The organism is Bifidobacterium adolescentis ATCC 15703, from assembly GCF_000010425.1.
Classification (GTDB): domain Bacteria; phylum Actinomycetota; class Actinomycetes; order Actinomycetales; family Bifidobacteriaceae; genus Bifidobacterium; species Bifidobacterium adolescentis.
On sequence record NC_008618.1, the window covers coordinates 1,059,077 to 1,078,024 of the forward strand.

Here is an 18,948-nt window from a genome sequence, read left to right on the forward strand (position 1 = left end):
GCGTCCCGTCCTTCCCTTAGCCACAAGTTTCCCGATGCGCATCCATTGTAAGATAGCATGTCCGTTTTCCCGTGATCGCGGCGGGAAAACCGTCCGGCGCGAACGTCATTTGAAGATGACGTAGCGGCACAGCAGGAAGCCCCAGACCGCCTGCATGCCCATGGTGACGATCTTGACCGCCATGGTGGGCCAGCCGAGCAGTCCGGGGATCCAGGCCATCATCAGGTTGGAGAACAGCAGGTTCCAGCAGTACATGGCCACGAACATGGCTATCGAACGCGCGTAGTTCGACGAGGATTTGAATGTGACGTTGCGGTTCATGACGTAGTTGAATGAGCCGGAGCAGAAGACGGCCACGGCATTCGCCAGACGGAACGGCAGGCCGGCCAGCTGAAGCACGGCGAACACGCCGAATTCCACGAAGGTCTGCATGGCCGAAACGCCGCCATAGCTGAACAATTGTCTGACGATGCCGTTTTTCGGTTTTCCGTCCGTCGGCATGCGGTCTCCTCCCGGTCGTCTCAAACGCTACGGCTGGAAAGCATAGTCACACATGTGGCTACGGACGCGCCGGAGGCGTTTCGGCCCGGCGGAATGAAAAAACGGAAGGACGCCCCTTCCGGAGTTTCCGGAAGAGGCGTCCCCCACGTTTTCGGATCGTGTCCGCTCAGATGCTCATCGCCATGAGCTGGGCCGCATACTCCTCCACAAGCTCGCTGTCGCGCTCCGTCCAGGAATGGCTGGCGGAATCGTCCGGCACGAAAGTGGTGTCGATGTCGATGTTCTCGTTCATTTCCTTAATACCTCCGTTCGTCCCACTTGCCCCCGGCGACATTGCCGACTTTCATGGAACAGGCAAAAGTCTGGACCATAAACGCGTTCGATGCAAGAGTGTGTTCACATCGTGATCAAACGTTTTTCCTCCACGCGTACATGCCGTGTCTCCGGCGTGAAGACGATACGATGGAGGCATCCCTGCCACCAACCAAAGAAGGACGATGATGAGCGACGAACGCAATGAGGCCGAACCGATCGAACTGGGATACATCGAGGACCTCGGGGACATGATTTCCGTTCAGGAGGGGTCCACCGTGTCCCGCACCGTCATGCAGAAGGCCGGAGGCAACGTGGTGCTGTTCTCCTTCGACACGGGCGAGGAGCTCAGCGAGCATACGGCCGCGATGCCGGTGTTCGTGCAGACGCTGAAGGGACGGCTTAAGGTGACGGGCAACGGCAGGACCGTGGAGCTTGTTCCGGGAGGCCTGGCCTACTTTCCCACCCGCATCCCGCACGCGATATACGCCGAGGAGCCGTCCGTCATGATGCTGACGATGGTCACGCCGGCACGCGACAACATCGGCGACTGAAAAAACAAGACCGCCGGCATCGGATTCCATTGGATTCGCCGGTGCCGGCGACTGCCGGAAATACAAGAAAAGCTCCCTCCCAGGAGCTTTCGTTTTGTGGAGCGGACAACGGGACTCGGACCCGCGGTCTCAACCTTGGCAAGGTTGCGCTTTACCAACTAAGCTATGTCCGCATGTTTTCCACCTTGGTGGGCAACGAGTTGAAAATATACAGGAGCGTCCGCCATCGCGCAAGCCCGGCGTGTCGCGTTTTTGCGGCGCCGGACTCGCGGCAGCTCCGCACGACGGTCAGACATAGTCGTACGGCATGCGCTTTTTAACGCGCCAGAACACGATAAGCGCGATGTCGAAGAGCAGCGCGTAGAAGCCACGGTCCGTCCACAATCCGTAGACCGCGCAATACAACACCAACGCGCGTAACGTATAGAACACGATCCTGCGCATGCCGGAACGTTCCCTGGTCTCCACCGTCATGCGCGTGAAACCGCCGCCCAACGTGCGGCCGGCGCGCCTCCACGGAATGATCCCTTCGAACAGGACGAACATGACGATGGTGGCCACGGCGGAGACGGCCGCATTGACGTTGTTCGCGCGGTTCACATCGAACAGCACGCCAACCAGATAGATAAGCGCCGTGACGGACAGCGACGCCGTTTCGACAAGGAACAGGTCGATCGCGAGCGCCACGCAGCGGCGCACGAAGCCTGGCTCGGTGGTGATGGCGTCTTCGTCGATGCGCTGTTGGGGTAGGAAGTGGGTGACAATGCTTCCCATGGCGTAGCCGAGTATGCCGCCGAGGGTGTTGGTGATGAGGTCGTCGACGTCGAATAGGCGGTAGGCGCATGGATAGATGCCCCAGATGCCGGTCAGCTGGGTGGTTTCGATGAGCAGCGAGGTGAGGAACATGGCCGGCAACGCCGTGGCGAATTTCCAGCGGAAGACGCGTTTCATGAAGTAGCCGAGCGGTAGGAAGAACACGACGTTCATGGCCAGTTGCATGACGCCTGTGATGCCGTCGGTTCGGATGTCGTGGATGAATTCGAATGGGTTGAGTTGTGGCCTGAGATGGTGGGCGGCGCAGTAGGTGGCCGGGTTTTCTGGCATTGGGTACATGGTGAAGCATGCGAGCGCGATGAGGTAGAGCACCACGAGATATGCGGTCAGTGCGGAGGTGAAGCGTAGCCGGTTGTCGCGGTGGTAGAGCAGTGCGAGCACGGGCAGGGTGAGTAGGAGTGAGAGGAATGGCCAGATTGCGATGGCGAGCGCGAATGGCTTGCTGAAGTAGAGGACGTATGACATGGCCGGTTTCCTTTGCTGGGCGTGTGGGATACGCGTGGTGTGTGTGCGTGGGTTTCGTTTCCGTTGTTGGTTTCAACGGTAGTACGGCTGGTCGTGTCCGTGGCATCGTCCGTCGTATTCATTCCTTGGCGTAAATGTTGGGGTGACTCATCCTCTGGTATGAGATGGCCCGGCGTGTTTCTTCGTGTCTTTTTCCTCTTGCTTTTTCCGTTGGATTGCTTGGCGTCTGATCCGCGCGGAACCGATTTCGGACATCGTCTTCGCCGTCACCGCGGGAATCCTGTTCATGGCGTTCACGCCGAAACTGCTCAGCGAATAACGGAAGCTCCCGCCTTCCACGCGGAAGGCGGGAAAGGCGGGAGCTCTTATGGGAAGACTAAGGCGGATTTTAAATCCGAGGAATAGTCACCTTTTTGGCACCGGTCATGTAATGCCAGAAATCTTCCGTCCCCGGAATAAGGTCATGCAGAACGCCTGATGTTTTTTCGACCGCTACGCTCGGTGTGCCCGGCACCGGATGGTCATCTGTTGAAGACGCGAAATCGAGTCCGATGATTCACGCATCGGCACTCTCCGCGGCACCAATCGCCTTCATTCCAGGATATTCGGCGAGAACGAGATTGATGGCATCGGCCAATATCATCTGACCCTCCTTGCAGCATTCCAGTACTGATTCGTCGGATTCGGCTTTATACGCTTTATACGCGTCAAAACGTCACCGTCCATATTCAAATACCATGAGTCGTTTGCCGATCTCGTTTGCGGAGCGGGGGAATCATTCCGCCTGTTTGACGCGTTCCATCGTAGTATCCGTTGAAGGGCGTTCTTGTTGGTCTTGGTATCCATTCCTCTTATCACGTTTCCGCTGTATGCTTTAGGGAAAGCTGTTATGTGGGAGGATCATGCGGACCACGAAAAGCAAGAAACCCATCACCGTCGTATCGGTATGCGTCGCCGCCGTGGCATGCGCTGTCGGCGCGTACCGGTTCGTCTACCTGCCACTCCGGCCTGCCGATGTCAGTCATGCTCGGATCAGCATCAACGCGACGGGCAAGTTCGACGAATCCCAGATCGACGGCGCGGTGAAGGCGGATCTTGCCAGGCTGAAATCCTGGAACGGTTGCCGCGTGGATGCCGTCCGATATGACGCAAAGCGTTCGGCCACGCTGCTTGCAGCCGAACACGACGTCACGGCTTCCGGTGGCAGTTCTTCGATTTCCACGGCCATTGACGAATACGGGATGGACAATGTGATTTACCTGTCCAATGACATCTCTTGCCGTGCGGGCTCGCAGAACTCGTCCCAAGATGGCTGGGGAAGCTGGTACGCGTGGAATCCCGGTTCCGCGCGGGCGGAACACGGATGGATCTTCATCGACGAGGGATATTAAAGTTCAACGGAATACCGTGCACCATGCCATGATGTCGAAACCATACGATGACGATTGGCTTTAGTACAGCATTGATAAAAAGCGGGCCTACGCGTCCTGATCACGCGGAACGCAAACCCGCTTTCGATGGCATAGTCATCGCTTGGCTTATCTGACTACTTGGTGGTGGCCACTCATCATGACTGGCCACCACCAATGCTCCCGGATAGTCGGCAAGACATCTTGCCAGAGCCACCTTGGACTCTAAGTCAAGATAGTTCGCCGGCTCGTCCATGACAATCAACTGAGGCCGGTCAAGAATGCCCAAGCACAACATGAGCTTGCGCAGTTCGCCCGGAGACGGCGCTTCGTTAGAAAGCAGCTTATCCGGATCGGCGTTGAGCTGGGCGAAGGCGGCCAGCACCTGCGAGCGTTCCTTACCCTGCAATGCGGCGAGTCGTCTCATGGTTTGAGAAAGCGCGGCTTCTCCCGTTTGCTGCTGGACGATCAGATGCGGCAAGTCTTCCGGCATGCTGTCCAGCAATGCGTTCATCACGGTTGTTTTGCCGAGTCCGTTGGCACCGGTCAGTCCGATATGGTCTTGCTGTCCGATGCTGAGTTTTGGTATGGCGACGCCTGGCATCCGTGGTTTTTCACCACTCATCCCTGGATTATGCGCGACCTTCCATTGATGTCCGTCGGCATGCAGTATGGATTGTGTTGGCGTTCTCGCGGCATCGTTCGAGCTGGTCATCCTGCCGCTGCCGAATATGATAATACCTTCCGTGAGATGCAGGAGCTCCTTTCTGTTGCTTGGCCGTATGTCGATCCAGATGTCGCCGTCGTAGCGTTTGGCCGCTACGGTTAGTGAATCTAGTGTGCGCTGTGCTCGTTCAAGACGCTTGTTCATTTGTCGGTATGCGGCGCCCGAAGCGGTATCGGTCTGTTTTTCGATCCATTTGTGGTGATCGAGGGCGCTGTGATCTTTGCGGTCGATTTTCCACTCCCGTTTGCACGAGATGTCGCATGGCGAAGGTTTTCTGGAGATTCTCCTGTCCCACACGGGAAAGGGTCTCTATCTTATGGACGAACCCGAATCCGCGCTCTCGACACAGCGGCAATTGACTCTGCTGGAGCACATGTACCGAATGGCAAACGACGGATCGCAATTCATCATCGCAACCCATTCGCCGATTCTGCTCGGTCTGCCGGATGCGGAAATCCTGTCATTCGACGAAAACGGCGTCCATCCCTGCGATTATGAGGATACGGACAGCTATCAAATCACCAGGGTCTTCATCAACCACCGCGAATCACTGCTCCGGCATCTGCTTGGAAATGAAACGTGAGATGAGGTGAAACGGTTGCGGGTGTTCGCTATGATGTTCGATTGGCGTTTGAAGGAACACGAAAGACTAGAGGTATCACGGCATGGCGATTGAGGCGCAGGGACTTGAGATTCAGATCGGTGCGCGCACGTTGCTGCATCCCACCAACTTCCACGTTGCCAAGGGGGACAAGATCGGTCTGGTCGGACGCAATGGAGCAGGCAAGACCACGCTGACCCGTGTGATCACCGGCGATATGCTGCCGACCGCCGGCAAGGTACGTGTCTCCGGCAAACTCGGCTATTTGCCACAGGACACGCATGCCGCCGACCCGGAGCAGACCGCACTGGACCGCATGATGAGCGCGCGAGACATCGCCAGCATCATCAAACGCATACGCAAGGCCGAAAAGGACATGACCGATCCGGATCCGGATGTCATGACCAAGGCGATGAACCGCTACGACAAGGCCATGCAGGATTTCGAAAAGGCCGGAGGCTATGCCGCACAGTCCGAAGCGACCGCGATGGCGGCCAGTCTCGGCCTGCCGCAGGACGTGATGGGCCAGCAGTTGGGTACGCTTTCCGGCGGTCAACGCCGCCGTATCGAACTGGCGCGCATCCTGTTCTCCGATGCGGATACGCTGATCCTTGACGAGCCGACCAACCATTTGGACGCGGATTCCATCGAATGGCTGCGCGGCTATCTGAAAAAATACGAGGGCGGTTTCCTGGTCATCTCCCACTCCACCGAACTGCTTGACGAAGTGGTGAACAAGGTGTGGCATCTGGACGCACAGCTCGGCCAGATCGACATGTACTCGCTCGGCTGGAAGGCCTACCTGCACCAACGCGTGGTCGACGAGGAACGTCGCCGCCGCGAACGTGAAGTCGCAGAGAAGAAGGCCGAACGTCTGATGCAGCAGGGCATCCGCCTGCACGCGAAAGCCACCAAGGCCGTGGCCGCGCAGAACATGATGCGCCGCGCGGAGAAACTGCTGGAGAACACGTCCGAAGCACAGAAGAAGGAGAAGGTGGCGGACATCCGCTTCCCCGAGCCGGCACCTTGCGGACGTACGCCGATCATGGCGAAGGACATCTCCAAAGCGTATGGTTCGAACATCGTGTTCGCAGGCGTGAATCTGGCGATCGACAAAGGTTCACGTGTGGTGATTCTGGGCTATAACGGCGCGGGCAAGACCACCACGCTGCGTCTGCTCGCCCATCTGGAGGATCCCGACACCGGATCCGTGGAATATGGACATGGCTGCAAAATCGGCTATTTCGCACAGGAACACGACACATTGGACCTTGACGCCACCGTGTTGCAGAATCTGATTCACGTGGCACCGGAACTTGACGACACACAGGCACGTTCCATCCTTGGGTCGTTCCTGTTCTCCGGCGATGACGCGCTGAAACCGGCACGAGTGCTTTCCGGCGGCGAGAAGACCCGTCTGGCGTTGGCCACGCTGGTGACGAGCCGCGCGAACGTGCTACTGCTTGATGAACCGACCAACAATCTGGATCCGGCGTCCCGCGACGAGATTCTGAAGGCCATCGCCAAATACGAGGGCGCGATTGTGCTGGTCACCCACGACGAGGGCGCGGTCGAGGCGTTGAATCCGGAACGCGTGCTGCTCATGCCCGACGGCGACGAGGACCTGTGGAACGACTCCTACCTGGATCTGGTGGCCGAGGAATAATCCCACTTCCACCATTTCCGACACGCATATGGGAAAGCCCGGACGAATCAGATCGTCCGGGCTTTCCCATATTGAACGGTTCCTGTTACGCGGGAACCGGTTACGCGTGCACGTGTTTGGCGCTGTAGATGTCCGGCTCGACGTAGATCTCGAAATTGTACCAGGGCAACGCGGTGCGCACGGCCTTCTCGATCTTGTCGACGGTTTCCACGTCATAGTCGCGGTCGAGCTTGCTGGTCTGCACTTTGACGCACAGGAGGATGTCGTCCTCCGACATGTGCACGGTCTGCATGTTCAGCAATCGTTCGACGCCCGGCGTGGTGGTAACCGCCTCGACGATCTTCCCGCGCGTATCGGAATCCACGGCTTCGCCGATCAGCAGCGAACCGGATTTGAACGCCAGTAGAAGCGAACCGACGATCAGGACCAGACCGACCATAAGACCGCCCAACGCGTCGAACACCTCGTCGTCGAGCGCGATAGCAAGACCGATGCCGAGGCCTGCGAACGCCAGGCCGATCAAAGCGAGCGTGTCCTCCATGATCACCGAAGCCAATTCGGCGGACTTGGTGCGCCTCCAGAAACGGAACACGCCCATACGCGGCGTGTTCGTGCGTTCCATACGCTCGTTGGCCTCCTTGATGCTCTGGTGCAGGCCGAATCCTTCCAGGCATGCGCTGATGACGACCACGATGAACGCGACAAGCAGTTCCATCCTGTTCACGTCACGCAATGCCGGATCGGCGCTGATCGCGACAAGCTTCTTCACCGCTTCGGACGTCGAGAAGAAACCGCCGACGAAGAACAGCAGCGTGGCCACGACGAACGAGGCGAGATACTTCGCACGGTACAGGCCGAACGGATGGTCGCCGTCCGTCTTGCGCTTGGAGAAACGTCCACCCACCATCAATACGATTTCGTTGGAGCAATCCGCGATGGAATGTACCGACTCGGAAAGCATGGCGGACGATCCGGTGAAGAACGCCGCGAGCAGCTTCGCGATGGCGACACCAATGTTCGCACCCAACGCCGCCTTGACGGCCGCGCCCTGATGTTCGGCTTCCCGCACCTCCCCCATGTTGTTCGTGGTCGTACTGTCGCCTGCGGGATCGCGCGATTCGCTCATTGCCTTCCATTCTCGAATGTGTAACGGATAACATCATCCATTCAAGCACGAATACTGGCCGAGAAGCCGTGTGCGCCCGTGTTTCGGGACGTGCGTGTAACCTTCACTAGGTATTTGTCGCTTTCCCAAAAAAAGGGGTATTCAATGGTATACTCGCATAACGCGCCGTTCCGCGCCGACGTGGTCGGCTCCTATCTCCGCCCGGCCGAGCTCAAGGCCGCGCGTGAGGATTTCGCCGCCGGCAAAATCGATGCCGCAGCGCTCAAGGCGGTCGAGGACAAGGCCATCACCGAACTCGTCGCCAAGCAGAAGGCCGCCGGCCTGCATGTGATCACCGACGGCGAATTCCGCCGCGGCTGGTGGCATTTCGACTTCATGTGGGGCTTCAACGGCGTGGACCATGCCGCCGCAGCCCACCGCGTCGCCTTCCACGACGAGGTGACCCCGGCCGACACCGCCACCGTGACCGGAAGAATCTCCGGCGAGAACCATCCGTTCGTCGAACATTTCAAGTTCGTCAAGCAGTTCGAGGACGAGAACACCGTGGCCCGCCAGACCATGCCCTCCCCCGCGCAGACCCGCTTCGTGCTCACCGGCAACGCGGCCGCCTACCCGTATGACGAGTTCTACAAGAACGACGACGAGCTGACCGCCGACATCGTCGCCGCCTACCGCCAAGTCATCGCCGACCTGTATGCCGCCGGCTGCCGCAACGTGCAGTTCGACGACTGCACCTGGACCCGCCTGTGCGATGCGAGCGTACGCGAACGTCTCGGCTGGAGCGACGAGGACGCGCTACGCCTGCAGCAGGAGAACCTCGACGTCATCAACGCCGTGATCTCCGACCAGCCGGACGACCTGGTCATCAACACCCACGTGTGCCGCGGCAACTTCCACTCCACCTGGCTTTCCTCCGGAGGTTACGCGCCGGTCGCGGCCAAACTGTTCGGCGAGGAGAACGTGGACGCCTACTACCTCGAGTTCGACGACGACCGTTCCGGCGATTTCGCGCCGCTCGCCGAAGTCTCCGGCGACAAGAAGGTCGTGCTCGGCCTGATCACCTCCAAGAAGCCCGACCTTGAGGATCCGGACACCATCAAGGCCCGCATCCAGGAAGCCGCCCAGTACATTCCGCTCGACCGCCTGTGCCTGTCCACCCAGTGCGGCTTCGCCTCCACCCAGGAAGGCAACAAGCTCACCGAAGACCAGCAGTGGGCCAAGATCGCACTCGTCCAATCCATCGCCAAGGACGTGTGGGGCGAGTAAACACAGCACGCCATCCACAATCAGCTATAAGGAAGGGCTATCCGTCTTGTTCGGCGGATAGCCCTTTGTTTGTTTGCCGGCGTTTTTAACGGGCAGGTCAGCCCTTCACAGCCTCATCGATGCAACGAATCGCGTTCAACGTACGCGGATAGCCGATATACGGCATGCACTGCGAGACCACCGCGATTAGAAACGCCTTCTCATTGCCAACGACCATATTCGCCTTGGCATGCGCCGTAAGCTGCGGTTCGCAACCACCCTGCGCGGCCAGGAAACACAACGTGACCATTTCGCGCTCGCGGGTGTCGAGTCCGCCGCGAGTGTAGTAGTCGCCGAAGCAGTTGTCGGCCAGCCACTTGTTGATGTGCCGGGTCTCCTCCGGTCCGGATTGCGCGAATCCGCGCATGTTCTCGCCGAAGATCTCGACCTGCTTGTCCTCTCCGGCCTGCGCGCGGGTCTCCGACGTGGTCGTGCCCTGCGGCTCCAGCGGCAGATGCACGTTCGCGGCTCCAAGGAAAACGTTGAGCTTCTTCAGGAACGGCAGGGTTCTCCCGAATCCGCAGTATGCGGTGGCTTGGTAGATCATCTCCTTGATGGCCACGGACGTCAGTCCTGTCTCGTAGGCGACCGGCAGCATCATTTCGAACGCGTCGAGACCCTGGCAGCCGACCAGAGCCGCGAGGATCGCCAGGGAGCGGGTCTGGTCGTCCAGATCGGGATGGTTCGCGCCCGGCTCGTTCACCACTTCCCCGTAAGCGAAGTCGGAAAACAGCTTGACATATTCCGGATCGGTCTGCGACAGCGTCCTGTCGTTGTTCCAGAACGCGTTCATCTTCCTATGCAGTTCCTCGAACATGGCTTCCTTTCCATTCGATGTCTTCGCGCCGCATGCCGCGTTCATTCTATCGTCGGAAATGTTGCGTGCGGATAGCGGCCATCGTCGTCTGAATGTTCAGCGTGCGATCGCGCCCTTGCCGGGCTGTTTCTTGACGTTTTCGATGACGTCTTTGTTTTCCTCGAGAATTCGGTTGGCCTCATCCTCGTGTCCTTCGGCGATGGCGCGCCAATAGAGCGATTTGAGCGACACGTACGCCTGCTGGATGCGCAGGGCCTCGGCGTTCGCGGCCAGACGCAGCGATTGCGCGTCGAGCAGTTCGATCTGCCGTCGGGCGCCTTCCGGACCGTCGAAACGGTTCTTCAGGTATTCGCGCATCGATTCAAGCGGCATGCCCGTCGCCGCCAGGCATGCGATGGTGGTCAGCGATTCGATGTCCTTGTCCGAATAGACTCGGTGGCCTGAACTCGGATCGCGGGCGATCGGATCGATGATGCCGATCTGCTCGTAATAACGCAACGTCGATTCGGGCAGTCCGGAAATCATGGACGCCTCACGGATCGAGTGCCAGGTGGTCGTCGTATTGCTCATACCCCGCACTCTAAAAACTTAAAGTGCTCGAAGTCCATATTCCGGCGTGTCGTATTGGTCCGACGTCAAACGGCATTGAGCGGGCAATGGAAGAGCCGGTATCCGAAAAGTGGATCTGTCGCACGACTCCATTTTTATGTCCGTTTCGGCAATCGTGCGGCTTTTTCGTCCGTCTGTATGGGAACCGACGGACGAAAAAGCCCACGCATGCTCAGGCGGCGGTGATCAGCTCCGAGGAATCCATGTCGAAATCGGCCATCGCGTAGGAGCGGATGGCGGGATCATCATACGTGTTCATGTAGTACGTGTTGGTCTTGGACGAATATCCGCTGGTGAACAGCGTGCGTTCGAACTGGCCGTTGCTCATCTTCGCCATGCCGTCAACCATCTGCACGGAACCAAGGGTGTGGAACAGGCGAGACACGTTGGCCGCCTCGCCTTCCTGCTGCGGATAATGCGTGTTGGCATAAGCCACACGCACGAAACGCGACGGGGAGCTCACATCGCCCGGAATGCCATGCATGCTCACACCCGCGCCCCAAGCGGACAGGGACGCCTTGCCCCACGTGGCCGGCTCGGCCATCTCGTTGCCGACGCACATGTAGTTGCGCAGATTCTCCATATGGAAGCCAAACGTCGGCTGGTTGGTCAGCACGTCTACGTCGTCATGGTGCACATGCATGCCGTCCGCCATCTGTTCGACGACGATGCTGCGCTCGCTGTCGCCGATGATCCAATGCAGCAGCGACTCCTGCTGGCCGGGCACGATCTGGGAGACGAGGGTCACGTTCTTCAACGCCTCCTCGACTTCGTCGACGGAATCGAAATTGCGTGCCACCCACAGCGGGAATTCGAAGGTCGCGACGTTGTCGGTGCCTTCGACCGGCTCATGCACGAACTCCGCGTAGCCGGGGAAATTCAATCCCGCGATGGCCAGACCATGCTCGTTGGCGCAGTCGAAATACATCGGACGGTCGGCCATGACCACGCCCACGCCGATCACCGCGTTCGGCGTGGCTTTGCCGCTCGCGCCGAACACGTTGTCGTAGTGGTAGCCGCGTGGAGTGGCCAGGATGCTTTCGCCGTATGAGAAGCTCCAGTCGAGGTTGCGGCCGAAATACATGTTTCCCTCTTCGTCGGAGAAACGAACGCCAGTGCACATGATGGACTTCCTTCCTTTGTTTGATTGACCCGATGCGTTCATCATACGCATGGACGGCTGGACGAACCACGGCTTCCGCCGACGGATAAACATGAAGGGTGGCCAAAAATGCCAAGAGTCGTTGAAAATGAAAAAATCCCCTTGTTTCCAAGGGGATTTTTTGAATGGCTCCTGCGACTGGGCTTGAACCAGTGACCGTCCGATTAACAGTCGGATGCTCTGCCAACTGAGCTACGCAGGAATGCGCTGTGCACAAGACATGAATCATACGCGGTAAAACGCAAAATGCAAATCCCGCGCGTGTCTCCCCTGCTGCGGCGGGACTACCGTCACATGCTGATCTTCGTCAACGGCATGGCGGAATCGATTGCGAAATCCGGTTCGGACGGTTTCACGCCGCTCTCCACCAGGTTCACGCCCAGCATGGCCACCATAGCGCCATTATCGGTGCACAGTTTGATTTGCGGGATACGCACTTCGACGCCATGCTTGGCTCCGACCTCCAACAGTTTGGCGCGCAGTTGGGAGTTCGCGGAGAAGCCGCCGCCAACGATCAGGGTCTTCGAACCGTACTGCTCGCAACCGCGCATCGCCTTCCTGGCGAGCACCGTCGCGACGGAATCGGCCAGCGACGCGCACACGTCGTCGATGGGAATCTCATTGCCTTCCGCCTGCTGCTGTTCGATCCAACGCGCCACGGCCGTCTTCACGCCGGAGAAACTGAAATCGTACGGATGCTGCTGCCCCGCCTTGCCTTGTGTAAGGCCCTGAGGCACTTTGATGGCATGTGGGTTGCCCAGCTGCGCGTGACGGTCGATGTGCGGGCCGCCGGGATACGGGAAACCAAGCAGACGCGCCACCTTGTCGAAGCATTCGCCGGCAGCGTCGTCGAGCGTGGTGCCGACCACGTCGATATGCCGCGCCACGTCTTCGACATGCAGCAGCGAAGTGTGCCCGCCCGACACAATCAACGCAAGCGTGTCCTTGGGGAACGGTCCGAACTGCAGCTGCGTCACCGCGATATGTCCGATGACGTGGTTGATGCCGTAGATCGGCTTGTTCGCGGCCCATGCCAACGATTTCGCGCCGGACACGCCGACCGCGAGACAGCCGGCGAGGCCGGGTCCCGCGGATACGGCGATCGCGTCGACGTCGGACAGCGTCATGTTCGCGTCGGCCAGAGCTTTGGAGACGCATGGCACGAACGCTTCGGCGTGCGCGCGAGAGGCGATTTCGGGAATCACGCCGCCGTAGCGGGCGTGCTCGTCCATGGAGGACGCGACCACGTTGGAAATGAGGGTGCGTCCCTGTACCACGGCCGCCGCCGTTTCGTCACAGGTCGATTCGATGCCGAGTACGATTGGTTCGCTCATTGCTGCTCCGTTGTGTGTGTTGCTGAAGTGTGCTCTGTATCCGCTGTTGCGCTGAAGCCGACGACGCGCGGCTCCAAGTCGAGGCTCATGGTGTACGCGTCGATGCCTTCTGGCTGGTAGTAGCGTTTGCGCAATCCCATCCGCGTGAAGCCGAACCTTTCGTACAACGCCAATGCCGGCACGTTGTCGACGCGGACTTCCAGAAGCATGCGTTTGGCGCCCTGCCGACGCGCCGAGACGATCAGTGTTTCGAGAAGCGCCGCCGCTATCCCCTGCCGTTGGTATGGTCTGCCGACGCCGATCGTCATGATTTCCGCGTCGTCGCCGTCGTACCAGTAGCCTGCGTAGCCTCGGACGACGGGATCCGCCGTCTGTACGGCATCGCCTTCAATGTCGAGCAGATACGTGCGTGCCGGAGCGTGGAATTCCTGCCGTACGGACTGTTCGCTCCACGCGCCGCGGCCGAACAGGTCCTTTTCCAATGCGGCGATCTGTCCGACGGCGGTGTCTTCCGGAATCTGGGAATGGTCGACAATCATGGGCGTGCCGTCACTCCGTTCGTTCGGCGCCGGCATGGTTGAGCACATGCTTGAGCGGGTTGGGCACTGACACGTCCGGACGACGCAGATATAACGGTTCGACGGGGGTCGGTTCTGCCAACGCCTGTTCGCTGGTGGTGAAGGCCGCGAATCGCGCCAATCCTTCCGCGCCTTCGTCGAGCAGAGCATGGTCGTCGACTTCGCCGAGGGAGGCAATCGCATTCCACGACTGCGCGTATTTGACCGCACCATGGCCGATGACGTCGACGACGTACGGCTTGCCCGTGTCGGCGAGCTTCGTAAGAACGTCATTGACGCGCATCGTGATGGAATCCGGATAGTCGATGTCCATGTCGATCAACGTTATGGGCGATTGTCCGACGCCGTCCGCAACGGTGCCGCCGTCATACAGCGCGAAATACAGTTGCCGGCGACGCGCGTCGTTGACGGCAAGCGTCAGATGGCGGCGATCGTCCGTAGCTTGAGTATGTGCCAGGCATTGCGGCGCGAGCACGTCCTGTCCGACCAGTTGCGCGCCTGTGGCGAAGGCCAATGCCTTGGCCGCGACGATGCCGGCGCGCAGGCCGGTGAATGGCGCCGGTCCGACGCCGACGACGATGCGGGTGATGTCCGACGCCTGCAGTCCAGCCTGTTCGACGGCTTGCGCGATGTTCACCTGCAGTTTCTCGACATGGGTGCGCGAATCCGTTTCGACGATGGGTTCATGTCCGACCACGCCTACGGTCGAACCATATGAGGTGTCAATCACCAGTGTCTGCATATGCTTGAAAACTCCTTGTGCCAAACTGCCAACCACTGTACAACCGGCGCTGGAAGCCACGGCATGCGGTGCGGTCGGCCACGTCGGATGCGTCTTAGACAGGGTCAGCGTTTTCCCGCGGTGAAATCGAACGAATCCCAGGCAGCGCCCACCGGCACCAACGTCACCGTGCGTGCGCCCGCGCTGGTCAGCTCGCCGTCCGCGGTCACGGCGGGCGCGTCAAGCGGACGGTCGATGTGGATTTCAAGCCGTTCCGGAGCCAATGCGGCGGCCATCTGCTCGCCCCATTCCATCAGGATGACGGTATGCTCGCCCGGATCCTCCAATTCCTCGTCCAAGCCGAGCGATTCCAATTCGTCCAATAGCCGTCCGACCGTGTCCTGTCCGGGCGCGTAGGCGTTGCCGCCGAGCCTGTAGGCGTCGACGTGCACCAGATGCGCCGGCGAACCGTCCGCGAACCGTCCCTCAAGCTCGCGTGCGATGGTGAAGGTCGGCGAGACGATGGGCTCTCCGATGCCAAGTCCCGCGCCGAACCCTTGCGCGAACGTGGTCTTGCCGGCGCCAAGCGGACCGGACAGCAACAGCACGTCGCCTCCACGGGCAAGCTTCGCCAAACGCTCCCCCAACGCCTGCATGTCCTCGCCGGTGGCGGCTGTGATGGTAATGGTGTTGCTCATGCGGCACGTCCTTTGCGGCTGATCAGTTCGATGGACCGTTCCAAAGCATAGACCGGGTCCGAGCCATTGGTTTTGCTTTGCTCGTCGGCCCATGCGAGCATCTGGATGCATGCGCTCATGCCGCTTGACGTCCATCCGGATAGTTGCCGGGTCGCGTTCTTCAACACCCAGGGGTTCGTTTTCGCCTCGGCCGTGGAAATGGTGCCCGCACGCACCGCCGACGCCTTCGCCATCGTCCGCAGCTTCATGGCCAGCGCGCCGATAAGCGCGATCGGAGCGGTGCCCTGTTCCACGGACGATCGCATGGCGATGATCGCGTCCGCCGTACGTCCCGACAACGCGAGGTCGGCGACACGGAAGCCATCCACCTGCGGATTGGAGGTGAGATATTGGTTGACGCGGTCGAGCGTCATGGGATTGTCGTCGAAATCGAAGCATAACTGGCCGACCATGGCCGCAAGCTCGCCGGTCCTATCCCCCAACACGGCCACGAGTTGCTGCGCGGCCATCGGCTCGACGCGGCGTTTGCGCCGTTCGAAGCATTGCATGACGAAGTTGAGTTTGGCCTCGGGCTTCTTCAGGTCGGCGACAGCGTCCTTGTACGCTCCGGCCTTGGTGAGCTGCTCCACCAGACGTTTGCCCTTCACACCGCCCTCATGCTGGCAGATGACGATGCACGCGTCCGCCGGCTCCTTGCACGCCTGTCTGCAGTAAGAGACCATGGCGTCGCCCAGTTTTTCGTCCGCGTTCTGCAGGTTGGTGACGATGACGATGGCGCGATCCGCAAGCAATGATGGGCTTACCGCTTCGTCGAAGGTGTAATGGTCGGCGTTTGCCGCGTCGAGTTCGATGGTTTCCGCGTCGGGATACCGGCGTTGCGCCTCGTGTTTGAGGTCGCGCACCGTCTGGTCGTTCAGGTACGAGTCGCCTCCGTACACGAGGTGGAAGGGCGTGGTGGCTGCGGATGGTTTCGGCATACCATTCAATCTCGCTGTATCGGTGGACAAAACCGGCATGGCCTATTCCTCCCATTGCAGTTCGCGCAATGCCTTCCGAGTACGTTCCATCCACATGCGCAGCCGTTCCACAGGGTTGGCTATCAGACGTTTTCCGGGCAGATCGGGTTCCTGGACCATCATTTGTCCAAACAGCCGGTGCGTCATGATCGCGGCGGCCGCGCAGGCGGCTTCCACCACGCAGACGAGGACCGCTCCCCCGACGCCTCCGGCCCACGGTATCGTGGCCTGGTTGCCGGAACCCAGTTCAAGGGCGGTCAGTTCCATGACCGCGGTGCCCCAGGAGGCCGCACGGGCCAGTTGCAGGCCGAGCCACGGAATCAGCCATGAGACGGCAAGACTGGCCAGGCCGGCCAATGTGGCGAAACCCACGAACGGCGCCACCATCAGATTCGCCGGTATGGAGAACACCGGCAGTTCCGGTTCGATGAGCACCTGGATCGGCAGGGTGAACACTTGCGCCGCTATGGTCATGGACAGAGCCTCGGCCACGAACCGTGGCAGGACCGGTTCCATCCATGCGTTGAGGGTGTCGGCGAACAGCACGATGCCGAGCACCGCGGCGCAGGACAGGGCGAATCCGAAGCTTTGCGACATGTGCGGGCATGCCATCAGCATAGCCAATGTGGTCCAGCTCAACGACGCCATCGCCTGGCCTCGTCTGCCGATGAACAGGCATGCCGCGCCGGACAATCCCATCAAAAGCGCGCGGGATACCGAATCCGACGGAAACACGCATGCCGACAGCATGATGTACGACATGGCGACCAGCAGTGCGGTGAATCGTCGCGGCAGAAGGAAGAACGAGCAGACGGAACGCACCAATGCGGCGGTCACGGCCAGATGGCCGCCGCTGACCGCCATGAGATGCACGATTCCGGACCTTTGGAACGCGTCCTCCACCTGTGCGGCGTATGTGGAATCGATGTCGGTGCCATCGCCTTCGGCCGGCACATAGTCCTGTCCGAGAACACCCAATGTCAGTCCGGGGACGAGCACTTTCCCTTGGTCGGAAAGACGTGCGGTTTGGACGAAGAACGCCTCCTGCATCATGCCGATGGCGCGCATCGGCAGGTTTGGCGGCCTGACGTGTTCGACTGTCGTGACGTCGGTCAGCCACAACGGCATGGCACCGTATCGCGCTTTGGAGATGCGGCCCGCGATCTTGTAGGTGCCGTCCTGTTTGAGTTTGCCGCATTCAGGCCGGTCCGCGTATATACGCGCTCGTGCCGAACTGGTTTGCCGTACGCCGTCGATGGTGACCGATGTGATGCGCGCGTCGGCACGGCAGTCGTTCGACCGTCTGTCGGAGATGACGGTCGGCGAGGTGGCGCGCGCCGTGACGACGACGGAAGCGTCGCCTTCCGCGGCCGCCCGAGAAGCCGGGTCGCGCCATTGCAGCAAATCATAGGTCAACGCGCTTGCCGCGCAAACCATCGCAGCGATCGCGCAGACCGTGACGCTCGCATGCCAGAGCGTTATCCGTCGTCGAACGGACGCCGGCAATCGTGGGAAGGGCAGTCCCGCCAGGACCGCCAGCGGTATCATGCAGGTGAGAACGGCCGGCAAAGCGCCGAGCATGCCGTCATGCGACATGCAATATGCGAAGCCGGCGTGCGCGGCCAGACTGGCCGCCCAACCGCATATTGCGGCCGGCAGCAGTCTCCAGTCTCGGCTCCCGCGCTCCCTGGTCAGCCAATCGCGTGTGCCCGTCATCTCACGCACACTTGGTCACGGAACTTCGCCAGAGTCTTCGAACCGATGCCCTTGACTTCCAGAAGCTGGTCGACGTTGTCGAACCGTCCTATCTGCGTTCGATAGTCGAGGATGCGCTGCGCGGTGACCGGTCCGACGCCTTTGAGGGTCTGCAATTCGCCTAGGTCTGCGGTGTTGAGGTCAAGCTGGTTCGATTGCTGCGCTCCGTCTTGCCCGTCATGGCTGTCCGGTGTGGACGCGTCCTGCGTCGGCCCGTTTTCTTGCGGTGCCGGCGTTTGTTCCGTTTGCGGGGCCTGTTGCGGCTGCTGTTGGGCCTGTGAGCGTATCTGCGACCGTGAATGCTGCAGTTCGCTGTAGTGGATCGTCTGTTGGACGAGCATGGTCAGGCTCGCGCACAGCGCGCACGACAAAGTGAGGATCGCCATGAGCGCGTGGAACGGGCGGAACGCCAATCGTGGCCTGTCGCGTTTCGGCCGCTCCCCCTCGTCGGGTTTGTCCGTCGGCCGGACGCCGGCGAGCTCCGCCAATGTCGGTTTCGCGTCATGCGTCTTCCGCTGCGGCATCGGTCGTGCGGGTTCGTGTGATGCGGACGGTTCGTCCGATTGCGCCTCCATGGCCGTAAGGCTGTTGGGTCGGGACGGTTTTTCGGGCATGCCCAATCCCCGCAGCCGCTTCGTGGCGGCCGGCATGCCAGTGCCGCCGTCCGCCGTGTGGATGGCACAGATGGGGTGAGTGCCGCAAAATGCAAATATGCCCATGCATCCAACATTGGAGGATGCATGGGCATACTGTCCAGC

At 60.2% G+C, this 18,948-nt stretch carries 20 protein-coding genes, 2 tRNA genes and 1 pseudogene; 6 read left to right on the plus strand and 17 right to left on the minus strand.

Translation table 11 applies throughout. From position 1 onward, the window contains the following. Nucleotides 1–105: 105 nt before the first annotated feature. Both BAD_RS04520 and BAD_RS09375 read right to left on the minus strand, forming a co-directional pair. The gene (locus BAD_RS04520; protein ID WP_003834828.1) at nucleotides 106–501 is read right to left on the minus strand and encodes a GtrA family protein; all 396 of its coding nucleotides are present in this window, start codon (nucleotides 499–501) and stop codon (nucleotides 106–108) included. A 166-nt stretch (nucleotides 502–667) separates the two neighbouring features. Continuing rightward, on the minus strand, nucleotides 668–793 hold the full coding sequence (locus BAD_RS09375) for a hypothetical protein (RefSeq protein WP_256134382.1): 126 nt from the start codon (nucleotides 791–793) through the stop codon (nucleotides 668–670). Nucleotides 794–998: 205 nt separating this feature from the next. Between BAD_RS09375 and BAD_RS04525 the strand changes: the two genes are divergently transcribed. Further along, entirely contained in the window at nucleotides 999–1,367 is a 369-nt protein-coding gene (locus BAD_RS04525; protein ID WP_003809174.1) for a cupin domain-containing protein, read from the plus strand. 97 nt (nucleotides 1,368–1,464) lie between these two features. Here BAD_RS04525 and BAD_RS04530 read toward each other — a convergent pair. Beyond that, a tRNA-Gly gene (locus BAD_RS04530) sits at nucleotides 1,465–1,540 on the minus strand. Between the two features lie 115 nt (nucleotides 1,541–1,655). Continuing rightward, nucleotides 1,656–2,666 carry a VanZ family protein gene (locus BAD_RS04535; protein ID WP_011743213.1) on the minus strand — a complete coding sequence of 337 codons (1,011 nt, stop codon included), beginning with the start codon at nucleotides 2,664–2,666 and terminating at the stop codon, nucleotides 1,656–1,658. A gap of 184 nt (nucleotides 2,667–2,850) precedes the next feature. Here BAD_RS04535 and BAD_RS09380 point away from each other — a divergent pair, with 184 nt between their 5' ends. After that, entirely contained in the window at nucleotides 2,851–2,985 is a 135-nt protein-coding gene (locus BAD_RS09380) for a hypothetical protein (protein ID WP_003809170.1), read from the plus strand. A 583-nt stretch (nucleotides 2,986–3,568) separates the two neighbouring features. Next, nucleotides 3,569–4,057, plus strand: a complete 489-nt coding sequence (locus BAD_RS09180) for a hypothetical protein (protein WP_035010966.1) — start codon at nucleotides 3,569–3,571, stop codon at nucleotides 4,055–4,057. 100 nt (nucleotides 4,058–4,157) lie between these two features. Here the strand turns inward: BAD_RS09180 and BAD_RS09145 are convergent, their stop codons facing one another. Then, on the minus strand, nucleotides 4,158–5,099 hold the full coding sequence (locus BAD_RS09145) for an ATP-binding cassette domain-containing protein (protein ID WP_231836932.1): 942 nt from the start codon (nucleotides 5,097–5,099) through the stop codon (nucleotides 4,158–4,160). Here BAD_RS09145 and BAD_RS04550 point away from each other — a divergent pair. Both BAD_RS04550 and BAD_RS04555 read left to right on the plus strand, forming a co-directional pair. Next, nucleotides 5,041–5,385, plus strand: a pseudogene (locus BAD_RS04550) (AAA family ATPase); the annotation flags it as partial. The gene BAD_RS09145 and the pseudogene BAD_RS04550 overlap by 59 nt on opposite strands. Before the next feature lie 82 nt (nucleotides 5,386–5,467). Continuing rightward, a complete protein-coding gene (locus BAD_RS04555) occupies nucleotides 5,468–7,069 on the plus strand; it encodes an ABC-F family ATP-binding cassette domain-containing protein (protein ID WP_011743216.1) in 1,602 nt (533 codons plus the stop codon). A gap of 100 nt (nucleotides 7,070–7,169) precedes the next feature. On the opposite strand, the gene BAD_RS04560 is transcribed toward BAD_RS04555, so the two are convergent. Further along, a complete protein-coding gene (locus BAD_RS04560; RefSeq protein ID WP_011743217.1) occupies nucleotides 7,170–8,195 on the minus strand; it encodes a cation diffusion facilitator family transporter in 1,026 nt (341 codons plus the stop codon). Between the two features lie 144 nt (nucleotides 8,196–8,339). Between BAD_RS04560 and BAD_RS04565 the strand changes: the two genes are divergently transcribed. Next, nucleotides 8,340–9,461 carry a 5-methyltetrahydropteroyltriglutamate--homocysteine S-methyltransferase gene (locus BAD_RS04565; RefSeq protein WP_041777311.1) on the plus strand — a complete coding sequence of 374 codons (1,122 nt, stop codon included), beginning with the start codon at nucleotides 8,340–8,342 and terminating at the stop codon, nucleotides 9,459–9,461. Nucleotides 9,462–9,558: 97 nt separating this feature from the next. On the opposite strand, the gene BAD_RS04570 is transcribed toward BAD_RS04565, so the two are convergent. From BAD_RS04570 to BAD_RS04620, 11 genes are all read right to left on the minus strand, one after another. Further along, nucleotides 9,559–10,317, minus strand: coding sequence for a carboxymuconolactone decarboxylase family protein (locus tag BAD_RS04570; RefSeq protein ID WP_035010956.1), 759 nt, complete (start codon nucleotides 10,315–10,317; stop codon nucleotides 9,559–9,561). A gap of 96 nt (nucleotides 10,318–10,413) precedes the next feature. After that, nucleotides 10,414–10,842, minus strand: coding sequence for a MerR family transcriptional regulator (locus BAD_RS04575; RefSeq protein ID WP_011743220.1), 429 nt, complete (start codon nucleotides 10,840–10,842; stop codon nucleotides 10,414–10,416). Nucleotides 10,843–11,098: 256 nt separating this feature from the next. Then, nucleotides 11,099–12,049 carry a choloylglycine hydrolase gene (gene bsh / locus BAD_RS04580; protein ID WP_011743221.1) on the minus strand — a complete coding sequence of 317 codons (951 nt, stop codon included), beginning with the start codon at nucleotides 12,047–12,049 and terminating at the stop codon, nucleotides 11,099–11,101. A gap of 165 nt (nucleotides 12,050–12,214) precedes the next feature. Then, nucleotides 12,215–12,290: transfer RNA gene (locus BAD_RS04585), tRNA-Asn, on the minus strand. Nucleotides 12,291–12,378: 88 nt separating this feature from the next. After that, the gene (gene tsaD, locus BAD_RS04590; RefSeq protein WP_011743222.1) at nucleotides 12,379–13,422 is read right to left on the minus strand and encodes a tRNA (adenosine(37)-N6)-threonylcarbamoyltransferase complex transferase subunit TsaD; all 1,044 of its coding nucleotides are present in this window, start codon (nucleotides 13,420–13,422) and stop codon (nucleotides 12,379–12,381) included. Next, nucleotides 13,419–13,961 (minus strand): ribosomal protein S18-alanine N-acetyltransferase, encoded by a 543-nt coding sequence (gene rimI, locus BAD_RS04595; protein WP_011743223.1) that lies wholly within the window; start codon nucleotides 13,959–13,961, stop codon nucleotides 13,419–13,421. The genes tsaD and rimI overlap by 4 nt, the downstream gene beginning before the upstream one ends. Before the next feature lie 10 nt (nucleotides 13,962–13,971). After that, a complete protein-coding gene (tsaB, locus tag BAD_RS04600) occupies nucleotides 13,972–14,742 on the minus strand; it encodes a tRNA (adenosine(37)-N6)-threonylcarbamoyltransferase complex dimerization subunit type 1 TsaB (RefSeq protein WP_011743224.1) in 771 nt (256 codons plus the stop codon). A gap of 104 nt (nucleotides 14,743–14,846) precedes the next feature. Beyond that, entirely contained in the window at nucleotides 14,847–15,419 is a 573-nt protein-coding gene (gene tsaE / locus BAD_RS04605) for a tRNA (adenosine(37)-N6)-threonylcarbamoyltransferase complex ATPase subunit type 1 TsaE (RefSeq protein ID WP_011743225.1), read from the minus strand. Continuing rightward, the gene (holA, locus tag BAD_RS04610) at nucleotides 15,416–16,396 is read right to left on the minus strand and encodes a DNA polymerase III subunit delta (protein ID WP_172458554.1); all 981 of its coding nucleotides are present in this window, start codon (nucleotides 16,394–16,396) and stop codon (nucleotides 15,416–15,418) included. Before holA ends, tsaE begins: the two co-directional genes overlap by 4 nt. A 42-nt stretch (nucleotides 16,397–16,438) precedes the next feature. Beyond that, nucleotides 16,439–18,151, minus strand: coding sequence for a ComEC/Rec2 family competence protein (locus BAD_RS04615; RefSeq protein ID WP_011743227.1), 1,713 nt, complete (start codon nucleotides 18,149–18,151; stop codon nucleotides 16,439–16,441). Beyond that, the gene (locus BAD_RS04620) at nucleotides 18,148–18,909 is read right to left on the minus strand and encodes a ComEA family DNA-binding protein (RefSeq protein WP_011743228.1); all 762 of its coding nucleotides are present in this window, start codon (nucleotides 18,907–18,909) and stop codon (nucleotides 18,148–18,150) included. The genes BAD_RS04615 and BAD_RS04620 overlap by 4 nt, the downstream gene beginning before the upstream one ends. Between the last annotated feature and the right edge of the window lie 39 nt (nucleotides 18,910–18,948).